A 16,561-nucleotide genomic window follows, 5' to 3' on the forward strand; every position below is an offset into this window, starting at 1 on the left:
TGACGGCTGTAGCGACAAACTCACCTTAAAAAACAACGCTGATGCTAACAAAATAATCACATATGTTCATTAATAGTATTAAAAAATCTATTACAAGCCCAAATTAAAGTCGAGATAAAGACTTTTAAAGTCATACACATTTTAGCAAAAATATAAATATTCACCTTGTAAACATGCCATTAGATTCTTTTCTTATTCAAATGCGTTAGCTCAAGGGTATTGATAAGATTCCGGCCCTCATAATTAGTTACTGGTTTTATTTGTACTAATAATGTAATGAGTCTATATCGCATATTACAGCTGCAAGTAAAATAGTCATTGCGACAACCAGAAATTTTATTCAGTCAAAAGTAGTAAATTAATCGGCATTAACCATTGCAGTGTGAGTGAAAAACTCAATATTAATATTGTTTTGCTTGATAGAATTCAGCACCTAATTGCTCCCAACAAAAAAGCACAACCCCATTAAGTTGTGCTTTTTAGATTAAATAGTGAAGCTGTACTAAATCAATATCAGCTCTGCTTTTCAACCTTATTGATAGTGCCTTTATAGCCTGTGGCATCGACGGCGGTAATCAACTTATCGAGGTTAAAATCTTCGGCAACCGTGACCACGGCTTGCTCGGTTTTCAGGTTCGCCTTAGCTTTAATCACACCATCGGTTTTGCGCAGTGCTTGATTGACGACGGTGACGCACAGTGGGCAGGTCATGCCTTTAACATCGAGTGTTACCTGTACGTTATCCGCCCAAGTGAATGGCGTAAACCCCAGTGAGGTGATGAGCACGAGTCGTGCTATACGTGATAGTGGCTTCATTCGAATACCTCTAATAGCCAAGGTAAAACAAAGGGATACAATTGGAATGCCAGCACAATCGGCACGCTAAGCCAATAGATAAGCAACATTTGTCCCCGACTAAACTTGCCTGTGCAAAGCGGCTTTTTCGCAAAGTACAAACGCCAAAAACCCAGCAAAATCAACCCTGTTGATAGGAGCAACATGGGCACTTGTAACCAAGCTAAGCTCGATAACCCCGACAGCCCTGCCGCAGACACGCCAAACACTAAATAAATTAAGGGCGCGATGCAGCAAAGGCTAGAGGCAACCGCCGCAACAACGGCGGCGGCCATGGTGGCAAGCAGTGGTTTAGCGCTGCTCGCTTGACTTGTACTCATAGGCGAAGACTTTTGGCTCATAGTAATTCACAGGATCGCCGTCCACTTCGGCATAGGGATAACCAAAATTGTTCAGTGGAGTCTGCTCCGCCACGGGGAATAAGTCAAAGTCGCGGCCATAGTTAAAGCCAACCCAATTCATTTCCCAGTTACCAAACAGGTAATCATTCACCGCTTGCACCGCAGGATCGCTATGTTCCTTGTTCTCGGTGAGGCGCATTTTAGTGACATCCGCAGGATCGGCGGGCAGCCAGCCGTAACCCGCTAAATAGAACATAGCACGACAATGTTGACCGCCAGTCACGTCGGCAAAGCCCTTATCATCGGCGCTGCCAAAGGCTTTTTTGGAGTATTTACCCATTTTGATGGCTTGGCCTAAGCGAATACCAAACATTTCACGGGCAGGCACACCTACTGCGCGCATCAGCGCCACAAAGACTGAGTTGATATCGGTACACTTACCGCCGAGTTTGCCACTTTCAAGAATCGCCGCCACATCACCACTACCGCAACCTATCACACTGTTATCACGGTACATATTCGCACTCACCCAGTTATAAATGAGTTGTGCTTGTTTGAGCGGATCAGTTTCTTTACCCACAATTTTATCCGCGGTTTGCTTCACAATACCGTCTACTGGCATATGCTTGGTTGGTTTCAGGTAAATCGACACATCGGCAGGATACTCAGGTTTAGCTGGTGCACGATAATGGGTTAACTCGCCACTTTTAAGGGGTTCCCAATCTTGGGTTTCAATCACTAACTCTAGTGTTAGGGTCATCTTACCCTTGGCATCGGGCCAAGTGGCAAACAGGGTTTTCGCACCATAATGGTTATTAGCACTGATATAGGCATCTTGATAAGTGCCGCTAAAATTAAGTTTTTCAACCTGTTGAAAAGCCGTGTTTTCAGGCAACGGAACCCATAACTTCACTACGCCCGATGAGCCCTCTGGCGCCACTAATTGATAAGTATTAGTTAAAGTAAAACGGCGACGGCCACAGGCTTTATCGGCCATTGAACTGGCTTGGGTCGATGCCGCCAACACTGGCATCACGGTTCCCGCCGCCGACAAAATCGCTGCACCTTTCAAAAAATCACGTCTTTGCATTAGGCATTCCTTATGTTGATGAGCATTAGAAAAAAAGAGACCACTAAAGTACTTGGTAGCGATTATAGAAAGTCCCATCTGCACCTCAATAGTGTTGTGAATGGGAATGAGATCGATGTACCAAAAACGCCTTAAAGAGCACATTAATGCAAGAATAGTTAAGACAAGTGGGACATTTTGTCGCAAAGGTATTGAGTTTAACAGTTGGTCAATTCTGTACTCTTAAAAACGTTGTCACACGTTACTTGCGCATGTTTAGCTCGACAGCCTCTTAAGTCATACATGAACAAAGTGACGAAACACCAAATAAATCAAAATAAAAGTTAAAAAGCCCTGAAGCTCTGCAGGAAAATGAGACTTAGACTTGATTGTTGCAAAAATGTTCCAAAAAAAATGGTAAAAATCCACATTCATTCTAGGCTTAAAAATGCACATACCTTACAAAAGTAGGTTAATCTATGAAACATAAACTGTTATTCAGTCTCTGTTCTCTCTTACTTGCCACGAGTGCCCAAGCCGAAGTGAATATTTCGGGTTTTGCCTCGGTGGTTGCGGGTAGAGTAATAGATGGCACTGGCGTTGCAGAGTTTGATCTTGGTCCAACCTTCCTCGCTGATTACCCACTCGTAGGCGCATACGATGAAGATATCAGCTTTAAACCCGACACACTTTTTGGTATTCAATTTTCTGCCGATTTACTTGAAGGGTTATCAGCAACCGCTCAGGTTGTTTCCCGCGGAGCCGATGACTTTTCAGCCGATTTTGAATGGGCTTATCTGTCGTACGAAATCAATGAGCACTGGACAGTACAGGGGGGCAAGAAACGTCTACCACTGTACTACTACAGTGACTTTTTTGACGTAGGCTACGCCTACCCTTGGATCCGTCCACCAGCAGACAACTACACATGGCAAATATTTAACTACACAGGTGTTAGTGCACTATATAACTATCTTATTGGCGAATGGACTATGTCTGGACAGGTCTATTACGGCAGTGAAGATAGTGACCCCAATAAATTACTCTCCGATTTCTTCTTTCTCGAGAACACTCGCGAAGTTTGGAAAGATATTGGTGGAATCGTAGTGCAATTAAATCGTGACTGGTTGGATATTCGCTTAACCCATATGCAATATACCAATGAGCGTTATATTGGTGGTGTACAACAAGAATGGAATGGCAATAAACAAAGAACAGGTAAATTTTACGGCTTATCGGTCAATATCGATTATAACAACTTCTTATTTTTATCTGAGCTGAATAGATTGGATCTAGATGGCAGTAATCTAGACACTTATCTCGTCACATTGGGATACCGCATAAAATCTGTTATGCCTTATGTCTCGTATTCTGACTTTAATGATGGTGAAGGTGGTGAAGTCCATCACACTACTTCTGCGGGTATACGTTGGGATTTCCATCCCTCCGCCGCCTTTAAAATTCAGTACGATGACGTAAAAGATGATGGCGGCCCAGGAATGAAGGTAGCGGGTGACTCGCAATCAATCAGCCTCGGCGTTGACTTGGTATTTTAGGAGAGAGACATGAAAAAATTACTTTGCTCAATCCTACTTTGTTTAGTATCGATGCCATTATTTGCGGGCGTGGTCGTCATCGTCCATCCAAGCAATAGCGATACAATTGACCAAAAGGCCATTGAAAATATTTACCTAGGAAAAACAAAGACATTCCCTGGTGGTGCTCCCGCTGTCCCCGTCAATTTAGACAGTGCAGTACCGTTAAGAGAAACCTTTGATTCTAAAGTCTTAGGTAAGTCTTCGAGTCAACTCAAATCCTATTGGTCACAAAAAGTATTTACCGGTAAAGGAACACCGCCCAAAGAAGTCACTAGTGGGGCAGAAATGATCAAACTTGTTTCTTCAAACCCCAATATTATTGGCTATATTGATAGTAGTGAGGCCAATGATTCGGTCAAAGTCGTTGCCGAATTTTAAGTTGGAGTGCCGGAGCATGCTCCGGCACCGTTTGGGGGCTGATAATGAATTTATTTAATAACGTTTCAATTTTTAAAAAAGTTGGTGCAATTTTTATTTTAGCGGTAATTATTTTCACCTTGAACTTAAGCATTAGTGTTATTTCAATTAACAAAAACCGCGCAACACTTAATTACATGGAACAACAGGTTTATCAAAGAGTGGAACTGGCAAACCAAAACGTATTCTTTGTTCAACGACTCGATGAACTTTATACGCAATCAGTTTCATTTGCAGATGAAGATTTACTCACCAATGCTGGGAATATGTACGACTCGGTTCGCAAAAACCTTAAACAACTCGATATTGTCGATCCCACCCAAGCAAACCAACTCAACGAACTCTCAAACAAACTCACTCGCTATAATGAAATGACGCTAAAACTGGCTAAGGGCATGCTGGCTGGTACTATCGATATGGCGAATATTGGCCAAATCAGTCAAGAAAAATCCCAAGCCTTTGAAGCTGTACTCAATGAGGTTCAAACCTATAAACAAAATAAAATTATCGAATTTAAGGATGCCATTAAAGAAGCGGCTGACCGCTCTGAGCAAAGCCTATGGCTTACTGTATCTTTTGGAATCGCGTTGCTGATTGTCATGTTTATAGTGACTATCGCCATTGCAAGGTCTATTAGTTCATCCGCCCACAGCGTTGCCCGCTCACTAGAAGAACTTGCCGATGGTAAAGGCGATTTAAATCATCAATTAAAGGTTTCTGGTACAGATGAGTTAGGACAAGTCTCCAGTAACTTCAACCGTTTCCTTCGGTTACTGGCCGATTCAATCCTTCAAGTTGTTAATGTAACCGACCCACTTTTGGATAGCTCTCGTTCGTTAAAACAACGTATGGAAGATGCTACCAAAGCAACACAACAGCAAAGCCAAGATGCCAGTACAGTGCAAGTATCAATGGAAGATATGCGTCACTCGGTCATAGAAATATCACAAAATGCCCGCCAAGCGGCCAGCGCAGCTCAAGTAGCCGAAAAAGAAGCCATGCAAGGTATGAACGTTGTACAAAGAACCATTGATATCTCACAGGATCTCAATAAAGGCATACAGGTTGCATCCAGCTCAATTAATGAACTCGCAAGGGATACTGAAAATGTCACCTCAATTTTGAATGTGATTACATCAATTGCAGAGCAGACCAATCTGTTAGCGTTAAATGCGGCAATTGAAGCCGCGCGGGCGGGTGAGCAAGGGCGTGGTTTTGCCGTTGTTGCCGACGAGGTTAGAGCGCTAGCCTCTAAAACAGCGGATGCAACAACGGAGATCCGTCAGGTATTACAAAACCTAAAAACCGCCGCGGTTTCTTCGGTGAATACCATGAATGTTGCCCTAGCCAAGTCGTCTGAAAACGAAACCAATGCTCAAAATACGGGGCTGGCGCTAAAATCGATCCAAGAACAGATTGTGAGTATTAATGGTATGAATACCCACATTGCCTCAGCCACTGAAGAGCAAGCTTCCGTTGCTTCTTTAGTCGTGAATAATGTGGTGAGTATGAATGCTTCCTTTGACGAAACCTTACAAATCTTGTCGCAAGTACGGGATGTATCGGAAGGATTAGTCGATTTTGCTGATGAACTGAAAAACGCCACCTCACAATTCAAGCTCTAACCGTATCCAATGACCAATACAACTTCGAACGCAGTTTTGGAGCTGTATTGGTGCTTGTTTTCTGTTGTTTGATGTATTTTTAATTACGAAATCATCCGATTAGTTCTGCGTCATTGTTTGATATCGCCCCATTAACCTCTTCAAATTGGTAAAGATAAGAATAGTCCACTACAGATTTAACAGTTTGGTTCTTGATTAACTTATCTTTAATGCAAATTCATTTGAGCCAACGTAAGACTGCTTACTCACCAGGATAACCGCAAAACACTGATAATATTAAGATAATCTTAATTTCATCGTCATCCTATAAAAATCTTTTGTAATAGCAATTGCTCTAATGAGAAAAAATGCAAATAATGTTGCAAATTTAAACTTTGATGGCTCAATGATGAAAACAACTATCCACGCAGAACGCGCTCCTGTGGCGATTGGCCCCTATTCCCACGGTACTTGCTATGGCAACCTGATTTTTACCTCTGGACAACTACCTGTATGTAAAGAGAAAGGTGGGGTTGTCGAAGGCGGGATCAGCGAACAATCTGTGCAATGCCTTGAGAATCTGAAATACGTGATTGAAGCTGGCGGTGGCAGCCTAGAGACTGTGCTTAAAACCACCTGCTACTTAAGTGATATCAGCGACTTTGCCGCCTTTAATGAAGTCTATAAAACCTATTTTAAAACTGACTGCCCTGCCCGCAGTTGCTTTGCGGTAAAAGATCTTCCACTGGGTGTCAAAGTGGAAGTCGAAGCCATCGCCCACGTTCACGCATAAATTGGTAAGGTTGTAGCCCGATGAAACCTCTATGGCAGCAATATATTCAGATTATTAACCAAGTGGTTAAACCCGCTTTAGGCTGTACCGAGCCGATTGCCGCAGCCTATGCGGCGGCCGTGGCCCGTACCTTATTACCGGTGGACCCTGAGTCAATTGCAGTACAAGTTTCTGATAACTTGTATAAAAACTCGATGGGCGTTTATGTCCCCGGCACAGGTAAAATCGGCCTCGCTATCGCCGCTGCCGCAGGCGCACTTGCTGGTAATGCCGATGCGGGATTAGAAGTGCTAGCCAATGTGACACCAGAGCAAGTAGCACAGGCGCAAACCCTTATTGATGCCGGTAAAGTGAAGGTTGAGCGTACCGAGACCGACGAATTTATCTATTGTTGTGTGACATTAACCGCTGGCAAACAGGAAGCCATGGTGAAAATCTGCGGCGGCCATACTTTAATTGCCGAGAAGCGCTTAAATGGTGAGTTAGTATTTACCGCTGATAACGCCCAAGCCAAGGCTACAGGCTCAATCTGCGACGGCGTCGATATCAATATTGAATCGATTTACCGCTTCGCCCAAGAAGTCCCCTTCGAAGAAATCCAATTTATTCTTAAAGCCTCGGAATTAAACAGTAAATTATCCGATGAAGGCATGTCCAAACCCTATGGCTTGGAAGTCGGCCGCACCATGAAAAACGGCATTGCCGCAGGGATTATTGGCGAAGACCTACTCAATAAGATTGTGATGCTCACTGCGGCGGCTTCGGATGCGCGAATGGGCGGTGCCAATCTGCCCGCCATGAGCAATTTAGGCAGTGGTAACCAAGGAATTGCAGCGACGATTCCTGTGGTGATCACCGCCCAGTGTTATAAAGTCAGCGAAGAGAAATTGGCTCGCGCACTCATCATGAGCCACCTAGGGGCGATTTATATCAAGTCCCACTATCCGCCATTGTCAGCATTCTGTGGCAACACGGTCACCAGCGCCGCCGCCTCTATGGCCATGGTGTATTTAGCGGGCGGCAGTTTCGAGCAATCCTGCTTTGCGATTCAAAACGTCATCAGTGACAGCTCGGGTATGGTCTGTGATGGTGCTAAAGCCTCCTGTGCTATGAAGGTCAGTACCTCATCGAGTGCGGCGGTGCGATCCTTCTTAATGGCGCTCAACAGCCAAAACGTTTCTGGGCAAGGTATCATTGCCAAAGATGTAGAGAAGACCATCAAAAACATTGGCAAGATGGTACTCAATGGTATGTCATCGACGGATGTCACCATTATTAACATCATGTCAGAGTAAGACGGTTATTCCTGAGAGGCTTCTGAATAAAGGCTAACATGATGAAATTACATGACTTAACCCAAAGCGATCTGGATATACTCAAGTCCATCGAAAATATCGTCGATGGGATAGCCGCCATGTATGGTCAACACACAGAGGTGGTGCTGCACAGCTTAGACGCTAAGCACCCCTCGGTGATCAAAATTGCCAATGGACATATAACCGGGCGAGAAGTTGGCGCGCCGATTACCAATCTTGCGATACAAAAACTAAAATCGGGACAAGATATTTCTAACGCTTACCTGACAAAATGTGCCAACGGCAAAACACTCAGATCAACCACCACCATTATCCGCAATAGCAAAGATCAACCGATTGGATTGCTCTGTATCAACACGGATATGGATGCCCCATTGCAATCAGTCCTGCGCACTATGATGCCAGAGCAACTGTTTAGCAGTGAGCAGACCCATTCACCCGAAGTATTCGCACGCAATATTGATGAGGCGCTACATAGTGCGATTGACAGTGTGAATCATGAAGTTCGTGCTAACGCGGCGATTTCACCTTCGCAAAAAAGTCGTGAAATCGTCAATCAACTCTATGAATTAGGGATTTTTGAACTCAAAGACAGCGCCCAAGTAGCCGCCACTCGATTGGGGATTTCAGTGCATTCTATTTACCGCTATTTGCGTGAAATCAAAGCCAATCAAGCTGAAAATGACAAAGCCTCAGCCTAAAACAAAGGGCTAAGATATTTATCTTAGCCCTTTGTTTTTATTATCTAAATTTAATCAGTTTTTATTAACCATTAGCTTAAAGATTGCTCAAATTGCCCATCATATTCCACGCCTTAACCGTGCCATCGTCCATTAACGCAATCACATCCAGCAAATTACTACGAATATCCCGCATTTGACTCAAATCAACGGCTTGCTTATCTAACATCACGGCAGGCTCTTCACCCATCCATACTGCAATCGAACCATCTTGGCGTTTAACCGTAAAACCTAGCCCCGTGGGGAAAATATCCGTGGCTTGAGTGATTTCAGTTTTAGGGCCTGTGTGTCCATCAATCACAGTGCCATCCTGCTTTAAAAAGGCAAACTCACGTTCATAGATCACCACTTTGCTCACCTGAGTGACCTCTTGATAACGCGGCTGGTTTTCTGCCAATTCCCATCCTTCCCAAGCGATAGCCGTATTATCCCTACGTAGCGCGACAAATCCTTCATCAAAGGGATAAACCTTATGCACGCTTTGTAACTTATCCTTAAGGATTGTCGTATCGGCACCATGGTATTTACTGCCCCATACGATAAGTTGACGGCTGATAGTTAAGGCGGCGAACGCGCCATTATTGGCAAAAATATCAATCACTTTATTGGCGCGATTTGGGCGAGATAAACGAGCAGGGAATGGCACATAATCCTCAGCTAACTCCCCCTCCCCCCACGCATAAACACTACCGTCAGCCAGCAGCGCTGCAAAGCCATTTTCGGAAGAAACAACTTTCACGGCAGGCGCAAGCTGGTTAAGTTTTGCCACTTGCTCACGACCTTTTTGATCCGCTCTTACCCCACCCCACGACACCAATCTCCCCGTCGCGGTCATGGCGGTAAAAGCATTATCGTTAGCATAGAGGAGTTTCACATTGTTAAGCTCTGAGGCGACTTCGCGACTATCGCCGCCATACTCAGCCTGCCCCCATGTCACGACTGTCCCATCCCGTTTTAAGGCGACAAAAGCACCATGGTTAACAGACACAGACACGACATTGGTCATCGCAGGCGCGGCGTATTTACCAGAGCTTAGTTCAGCAGTTGATGCATCGTCACTAGACCAACTGACGACACTTCCATCTTGTTTTATAGCCGCATAAAAACCATGAGTCACAACAAAGTCGCGCACATCATACAGTACAGGTCTCATCCCTTGAGTCCAAGGCATAAATTCATAGCCCATTCCCCAAGGGATCAGTTTGTTATCATGGGTTAATGCAGCAAAGCCGCAGGAATCCTCAGCCGCATACAGCTGTTTTACATTAAGTAGAGGCTCGGCGGTGTTAGTGCTATCACCACCACACTCGCCATCGCCCCATGTGACCACAGTTCCGTCTCGTTTGAGTGCGGCAAAAGCACTGAGATTACTGTAGATTTGACTCACATCGGCTAATTCTGCAGGCATAGGGATTTTGGTCGAAGTCTCGACAATCTCACGGTTGTTTGGCTCATGGATTAAGACATTATTCGCTGAAGCGGGCGTTCTGTGAGCCTGTATCGTGTCTGAAATTTGCTGCTTTAACTCGGGAGATATTTCAGAATCTTGTTTATCTATGAGTAGGTTAACCACATGACCTAAGGCAAAAATGGCTAGCGCCGCACCAACCCAAGAGACCTGATTTTTTTCCACAATTATATCCTTATCGTAACGGCAAACTCTCACTGAGTTTAAACGGATGTACAACATCGACAGATGTACGCAAAATCTAAACGCTGATTGTAAACAAAGCAGAACCAAAATGACATTGACCTTAAGTCGAGCAATTTCCATTAGCCCTAAAACATAAAAGCAGCGAATATCGCTGCTTTTATTCATATCATCCACAGTATTGACTTAATCCCGTTTGCCGACCTTCTCTAAACCCCAAACTAAGGCGATGGCCGCCAACATACACACCACAGCTAACATCAGCTGTGAAGGTTGGCCCGTCACTTGTTCAAAATTCAGCGGCGAAATATTTTGCTCCAATAACGGCACTTGTTCACCGTGGGAGTTGGTACGCCAGGTTAAGGTTTGTTTCCAAGGCCAAATTTTACCTAAGGTGCCGAGCATCAAGCCCGTGAGAAATACTACGGTCGCATCATGGTATTTACGCAGCAAGGCTGAGAGTAAATGGCTAAAGCATAAAATTCCCAACAAAGCGCCTAAGGCAAAACAGGCCAAAATATCGATTTGGATATTTTTTGCCGCCGCGAGTACCACTGGATATAAGCCAAGCAATAATAAGATAAAACTGCCTGAAATCCCCGGTAATACCATGGCACAAATGGCAATTGCACCGCCGAAGAAAATATTTAAATAGCTAGCCTCGACCGACACAGGGTTCAGTACAGTGATCACCCAAGCAGCCAAAACCCCTAACGCGAATAACCCCAAACGTGCCAGCGTAAAACCACTTACCTGTTTAAGCATATGCACCACAGAGATGATGATCAGACCAAAGAAGAATGACCAAATCGGAATCGGATGTGCCACCAGCAACCAAGAAATCAGTTTAGCGAAGGTAAAAATACTAGTTAGGATCCCCGCTAATAGGCTCAGTAAAAATCCGCCATTGATATGTTCAAAGGCGCCTTTAATCCCCTGCGATTTAATTACCCCCCACAGTGAAGGATTGATACGTTTAACGCTTTCGAGCAAGGTATCAAGAATCCCAGTGATAAAAGCAATAGTGCCGCCCGAAACCCCTGGCACCACATCGGCGGCCCCCATGGCCATCCCCTTAAAATAGGTCAGCAAATATTTCAATGTAAGTCCTTGTAGTTAAATCAATATGAGGTGTCATTGATGACAAATTTGTCGAGATTATACGGTGTAGGTGTAAAAACCGCGAAATGAAGTTTACTTAACTTACCCGACTGGCATTTAATGTTACCCCAATGTTACACTCATCCGACCAGAAAGAAAAAGGCACGCCGCCAAGCGCTAAAAATATCAACGGCCAAAGACTAACAATTAAAGTTTGCACTCCGATGAAGGATAACCATGAGCCCTAACGCACAAAATCCAAACGCTAAGCCCAATAAGGTTCTAGCGCTTTACCATAAGACCCAAGGTTTACCCTTTGGCCAAAAAATCTTCTCTATCATGGTGTCACGCATGGCACCTTATTTTGCCACCATTAAACCCTTAATCACTGAATTGCGCCTTAACCGCTGTGCTTGCCTGATTAATAAACGTCATGCCGTTCATAACCATATAAAAACCGTGCATGTTATTGCCATCTGTAACGGCTTAGAAATGGCGATGGGCGTGATGGCCGAAGCATCGATTCCAGCGCACCTACGTTGGATCCCCAAGGGCATGAGCCTAGATTACACCGCCAAGGCGGGTAGTGATATTTTATGTGTTGCCGAAGTCACCCCAGAGCAGTGGACGCCCGGCGATATGCTGGTGCCGGTTACCGCCTACGATACCCAAGGCGTGGTGGTCGTAAAAGGACATATCAAGTTATGGATTTCAGAAAAGCCGCAGAAATAAGCCAAAGTTCAGAAGCCAAAGCTCGGAAACAAAAGCTCGGAAACAAAAGCTCGGAAACAAAAGCTCGAAAACAAAAGTCCCTAAGTCTGAATCTGTTAGCCAAGAATCGTAAACCGAAATCATCACTTAGGTTGTCTTGCTCAATGCTTGCGGGCTGCTATGCTAAGCCAAACAACCTAAGATAGGGGATCTAAATGGATGAATTTTTACAGGCCGCGATTGATGAGGCCAAACAAGGACTAGCCGAAGGCGGGATCCCCATTGGCTCAGTATTAGTTATCGACGGGAAAATTGTCGCCCGCGGCCATAACAAACGCGTGCAACAAGGCAGCGCGGTGCTGCATGCCGAGATGGATTGCCTTGAAAATGCGGGCAGATTGACCGCCGCCGATTATCAAAAGGCCACGCTCTATTCGACCCTCTCCCCCTGCGATATGTGTAGTGGCGCGATTTTACTCTACGGTATACCTAAGGTAGTGGTCGGTGAAAATGTCACCTTTCAAGGACCGGAGGCCTATGTACAGTCGCGCGGAGTAGAGGTGACAGTGGTAGACAATCAAGAGTGCAAACAGTTAATGCGCGATTTTATCGCCGCCAAGCCACAGCTATGGAACGAAGATATTGGTGAATAGCCAATATCTTTCAAAGCGATCCTCGCGCCTAACGTTTTAATTAGTTGAGTGTTCATTGGTTTGAGAGCCTATTAAGCTAACGCCTTGTATTATCAACTCAATCTCGCCGAGCTGACTCGGCTAACTTTCCCCAATAGCAAAAGGATGACTGCTATCAAACCTATCACTCAAGCTGCCAAGGATCCTTGGGGAAATCCCGTAGATGCGACTCACACGCCCCATCAGCCTATCCCAATTGGACGTAATGCCAACCTCGATGCCATACGTGGGTTAGCGGTATTGGGGATATTTTTTATGAATATCTATTTTATGGGGATCAGCTTTTATGGCTATGCGCCCCATCAAATCCCATTGCTCTCAGACCAAGTGCTCGAAGCCTTTAGCAATTTCTTTATTGAAGGGCGTTTTATCAGCCTGTTTTCCATCTTATTTGGTGTCGGGCTTTATATTCAATATCAAAGATTTAGCGATAAAGGCTTAGCGGCCTATTCGCTGCTACGTTCACGCTTGAAATGGTTGATTGTCTTTGGCCTGATCCACGGCATCATTATCTGGCCAGGTGATATTTTACTGACCTATGGGGTCAGCGGCTTTTTAGCACTCTGCTACCGAGATGCCAGCATCGCCGAGTTAAAACGTAAGGCCAATATTTTTATTTTCAGCTCGTTAGTGGTTATCTGCTTAATCAGCATCATGGGCAGTGACGAACTCTTTACCCGCGAATCGCCCTTATTCGCCGAGCAATACAGCGCTTGGACATCGAGTTATAGCAATCAACTGTTCCTGCATGTCATGCAGGTCGGTTACATGGCGCTGGTTATTCCCTTTACACTAATGTGGTTCACGGGTGGCCTGATGCTGCTCGGTATGGCGCTCTATCGCCAAGGTAGCTTCGAGCAGGGGTTTGAGCGTAACACCTTAATCAAGCTGGTTTTAGCCAGCTTAGCGCTCTCAGCCCTAGATACTCTGCTGAGCTTAACTCAAAACCCGATACTGGTGATGTTTTCGGACATCATAGTCATGCTAAGTGCTATCCCTACCGCACTGATTTACATCCATATATTGGTTAAAATCTGCCAAAATCGCACGACAGTGCTAAGACCTTTGCAAAATGTCGGCAAACTCGCCTTTAGTCTGTATATATTGCAATCCATTGTCGGTGTGTTTATCTTTCGCCACTTCGCCCCCGAGTTACTATTAACCCTCGATAGGGGCGGTTATATAGCAATAGCGCTGGGTTACTCGCTGCTGCAATTGCTACTCGCAAGCTTGTATTTACGCTACTTTCACCAAGGGCCACTCGAAAAACTCTGGCGCCAGCTCGCCTTTAAGTCCATCAACGCTAGTAGCCATTTGAACTCGAACAATGAACAACATAAGAGTCAGTAAAACGCCATCCGCTCCAGTACATGAACGAAGAGCGACTCAACAAAGAGTAAATCAGCGAAAAGCGACTAAATCTAGAACCACGGAACCAAGAGTCGCGAAATCAAAAGTGGCAAAACCAAGAGCTGTGCGCTCGCGTCAGAGTTCGATGCCTTTATTATTAGCACTGGTTTTTCTGGCGATGTTAATCGGCGCCGCTTGCTGGCATATGCTGCCCATCGCGATTGTGGGTTTATACCTGCTGCTGAGTTTATGTACCTTTACCGCCTACGCCTTCGACAAATCGGCGGCGCGAAAAGGTCGCTGGCGCACCAAGGAAAGCACCCTGCATCTAATGTCTCTCCTCGGTGGTTGGCCCGGCGCACTGTTTGCCCAGCATTTACTACGGCATAAATCGGTCAAAGCCGCCTTTCGTCAATTGTTTTGGCTCACGGTCGTGACCAACTTAGCCCTGCTAGGTTATGGGATCCACACAGGCCTTATGGAGAAATTTATCTAAAGTTCATGCCTTGAATCAGCACTATCAAAGGCAACAACTCTCCTAACATCTGCAATTTTAAAAAATGAAAAACAGGATGATTATGGCATGTTGACGTTTCGAGATTAAATTTTGTTCGTTCTGGCGTGCATGTGCTCGCGAAACAAGGAATGATGTGTCGTTATTCTACTCAAATGACAAGCGGCACTTATAACAGAAAGTAAGAGCAAGGGCTTGCCAGACGAACCCTTCGGGCAGCATTTGGCTGCAAAAATACCCCTGAAACGTCAATACGCCTTAGCTATCTAAATACAAATTTAAGACCCAGGATAACTTGCAGCTTATCCTGGGACAAACATAAGAATGTAGAATAACGATATCATCCGGCCATTGCCTTACAGAAACATCAGTCAAAAGACACCCCAAATAGCCTAGGAAATGTCAATCCGCCCTAATTAAAACCAGCTTAGGGCGATACTGATAATCACCCCGGTGATCAGCAACTGTATTAAACAGAATCCCATGATATCCCTAGCTTTTAACCCGGCGATCGCTAGCACAGGCAGCGCCCAGAAAGGCTGGATAAGATTGGTCCACGCATCTCCCCAAGCCACGGCCATAGCAACACGAGCCACATCGGCGCCCAAGGCTTCGGCAGCGGGCAACATAATCGGCGCCTGCACCGCCCATTGTCCGCCCCCCGAAGGCACGAAAATATTCACAATCCCGGCACTGATAAAGCTCCAAAATGGCAGGCTTTCGGTGCTGGCGATGGCCACAAAACCTTCAGAAATACTCTGGGCTAACCCCGATTGCACCATCACCGCCATAATGCCAGCGTAAAAAGGAAACTGGATAACGATACCCGCGCCGCCTTTGATGGCTTCGTTGAGACTCAGCAACAAACTGCGTGGCGTTTGATGCAGCACGATGGCGAGGAATAAAAATAAGAAGTTGACTAGGTTAAGGTTTAAGCTGCCGCCCTGCACCGTAAAATAATAACCTAAGTAAACGAGTCCCGCGCCGCCGACGCTCCAACCGAGCAAGCGACTGTTTTCTAATTTATCGGCAGGACGAGTCGAATTGGCCGTTAACTGCGCCGCGTTATCGTCTGCGCCCCCATCCTCAAGCGCCTTAGGGTCGACATAGATACTGTCTTTCTCTTCGGGCAACATAAAGCGGTTTACCAGCGGCATCACCACAAACAAAATCAGCACTAACAACAGGTTAAAGCTAGCGAATATGGTCTCGTTGGTGGGGATAATACCGATTTGTGATTCAGAGAAATGCCCCGCCGTGGCAATGGTTAGCGGAATCGAGCCCGCTAAGCCGCCATGCCAAACCACAAATCCCGAGTAAGCACTGGCAACCAATAAACGGTAATCTACACGCACTTTACGCGCTAAGGCCTTAGCGAATAAGGCGCCGACCACTAAGCCAAATCCCCAGTTAATCCAACTGGCGGCGAGGGAAACCAAGGTCACTAAGATAATCGCCTGAGGCGCCGACTTGGCAAATCCTGCGATGCCATCGAGTAATTTCTTAATCGGTGGCGAGCTGGCGAGCATAAATCCTGCCACCAGTACTAATAGCATCTGCATCGAAAAACTCAGCAGTGCCCAAAAGCCATCGCCCCAGTAATTGATGACTTCGAGTGGGGTTTTCTGCTCGGCCACCACGGCCGAAATCAACACCACTAAGGTTAAGAGCAAGACAAAGATATAAGGGTCGGGTAAATAACGGTCGACGAGTTTGACCAGAGGTTTTGCCGCTTTGGTTAACATAAGACTGTCCTTGTTTATTCTTCTTATCTGTTTTTATTGAGTTTTTGTGGAGTCTAATGTCACA

At 45.4% G+C, this 16,561-nt stretch carries 16 protein-coding genes; 10 read left to right on the top strand and 6 right to left on the bottom strand.

Annotation, left to right across the window (positions count from 1 at the left end; translation table 11 throughout):
* Nucleotides 1-513 precede the first annotated feature (513 nt).
* From SHD_RS16440 to SHD_RS16450, 3 genes are read right to left on the bottom strand one after another with little or no spacing between them, the layout of a single operon-like run.
* A complete protein-coding gene (locus tag SHD_RS16440; protein WP_023268160.1) occupies nt 514-816 on the bottom strand; it encodes a heavy-metal-associated domain-containing protein in 303 nt (100 codons plus the stop codon).
* Nucleotides 813-1,130, bottom strand: coding sequence for a membrane protein (locus SHD_RS16445; RefSeq protein ID WP_039978607.1), 318 nt, complete (start codon nt 1,128-1,130; stop codon nt 813-815). The genes SHD_RS16440 and SHD_RS16445 overlap by 4 nt, the downstream gene beginning before the upstream one ends.
* 16 nt (nt 1,131-1,146) lie before the next feature.
* On the bottom strand, nt 1,147-2,286 hold the full coding sequence (locus SHD_RS16450; RefSeq protein ID WP_039978567.1) for a transglutaminase-like domain-containing protein: 1,140 nt from the start codon (nt 2,284-2,286) through the stop codon (nt 1,147-1,149).
* Between the two features lie 458 nt (nt 2,287-2,744).
* Between SHD_RS16450 and SHD_RS16455 the strand changes: the two genes are divergently transcribed.
* The 6 genes from SHD_RS16455 (at nt 2,745) to SHD_RS16480 (ending at nt 8,694) form a co-directional block, all read left to right on the top strand.
* Nucleotides 2,745-3,821 carry a hypothetical protein gene (locus tag SHD_RS16455; protein WP_023268164.1) on the top strand — a complete coding sequence of 359 codons (1,077 nt, stop codon included), beginning with the start codon at nt 2,745-2,747 and terminating at the stop codon, nt 3,819-3,821.
* A 9-nt stretch (nt 3,822-3,830) separates the two neighbouring features.
* Nucleotides 3,831-4,241: a type 2 periplasmic-binding domain-containing protein gene (locus tag SHD_RS16460; protein WP_039978568.1), complete on the top strand. Its 411-nt coding sequence runs from the start codon at nt 3,831-3,833 to the stop codon at nt 4,239-4,241.
* 44 nt (nt 4,242-4,285) lie between these two features.
* Nucleotides 4,286-5,905, top strand: coding sequence for a methyl-accepting chemotaxis protein (locus SHD_RS16465; RefSeq protein WP_023268166.1), 1,620 nt, complete (start codon nt 4,286-4,288; stop codon nt 5,903-5,905).
* A gap of 388 nt (nt 5,906-6,293) precedes the next feature.
* Entirely contained in the window at nt 6,294-6,677 is a 384-nt protein-coding gene (locus SHD_RS16470) for a RidA family protein (protein ID WP_039978608.1), read from the top strand.
* A 20-nt stretch (nt 6,678-6,697) separates the two neighbouring features.
* The gene (locus SHD_RS16475) at nt 6,698-7,972 is read left to right on the top strand and encodes an L-cysteine desulfidase family protein (protein WP_023268168.1); all 1,275 of its coding nucleotides are present in this window, start codon (nt 6,698-6,700) and stop codon (nt 7,970-7,972) included.
* A gap of 41 nt (nt 7,973-8,013) precedes the next feature.
* Nucleotides 8,014-8,694: a helix-turn-helix transcriptional regulator gene (locus SHD_RS16480; protein ID WP_039978569.1), complete on the top strand. Its 681-nt coding sequence runs from the start codon at nt 8,014-8,016 to the stop codon at nt 8,692-8,694.
* A gap of 76 nt (nt 8,695-8,770) precedes the next feature.
* Here the strand turns inward: SHD_RS16480 and SHD_RS16485 are convergent, their stop codons facing one another.
* Together SHD_RS16485 and SHD_RS16490 are read right to left on the bottom strand one after the other, a co-directional pair.
* Nucleotides 8,771-10,366, bottom strand: a complete 1,596-nt coding sequence (locus SHD_RS16485; protein ID WP_039978570.1) for an RCC1 domain-containing protein — start codon at nt 10,364-10,366, stop codon at nt 8,771-8,773.
* Between the two features lie 204 nt (nt 10,367-10,570).
* Nucleotides 10,571-11,485 (bottom strand): polyprenyl-phosphate transporter, encoded by a 915-nt coding sequence (locus SHD_RS16490; RefSeq protein WP_023268171.1) that lies wholly within the window; start codon nt 11,483-11,485, stop codon nt 10,571-10,573.
* 237 nt (nt 11,486-11,722) lie between these two features.
* Here SHD_RS16490 and SHD_RS16495 point away from each other — a divergent pair, with 237 nt between their 5' ends.
* From SHD_RS16495 to SHD_RS16510, 4 genes are all read left to right on the top strand, one after another.
* Nucleotides 11,723-12,217, top strand: coding sequence for a hotdog fold domain-containing protein (locus tag SHD_RS16495; RefSeq protein WP_023268172.1), 495 nt, complete (start codon nt 11,723-11,725; stop codon nt 12,215-12,217).
* Between the two features lie 194 nt (nt 12,218-12,411).
* On the top strand, nt 12,412-12,849 hold the full coding sequence (locus tag SHD_RS16500; protein ID WP_023268173.1) for a nucleoside deaminase: 438 nt from the start codon (nt 12,412-12,414) through the stop codon (nt 12,847-12,849).
* A gap of 144 nt (nt 12,850-12,993) precedes the next feature.
* Nucleotides 12,994-14,238, top strand: coding sequence for a DUF418 domain-containing protein (locus SHD_RS16505; RefSeq protein ID WP_023268174.1), 1,245 nt, complete (start codon nt 12,994-12,996; stop codon nt 14,236-14,238).
* Nucleotides 14,216-14,734: a DUF1294 domain-containing protein gene (locus SHD_RS16510; RefSeq protein WP_200862650.1), complete on the top strand. Its 519-nt coding sequence runs from the start codon at nt 14,216-14,218 to the stop codon at nt 14,732-14,734. The genes SHD_RS16505 and SHD_RS16510 overlap by 23 nt, the downstream gene beginning before the upstream one ends.
* Before the next feature lie 434 nt (nt 14,735-15,168).
* Here SHD_RS16510 and SHD_RS16515 read toward each other — a convergent pair whose 3' ends face one another.
* Complete coding sequence (locus tag SHD_RS16515) at nt 15,169-16,497, bottom strand: short-chain fatty acid transporter (protein ID WP_023268176.1); 1,329 nt, start codon at nt 16,495-16,497, stop codon at nt 15,169-15,171.
* Nucleotides 16,498-16,561 lie beyond the last annotated feature (64 nt).

Origin of the sequence: Shewanella decolorationis S12 (assembly GCF_000485795.1) — a bacterium.
GTDB lineage: Bacteria > Pseudomonadota > Gammaproteobacteria > Enterobacterales > Shewanellaceae > Shewanella > Shewanella decolorationis.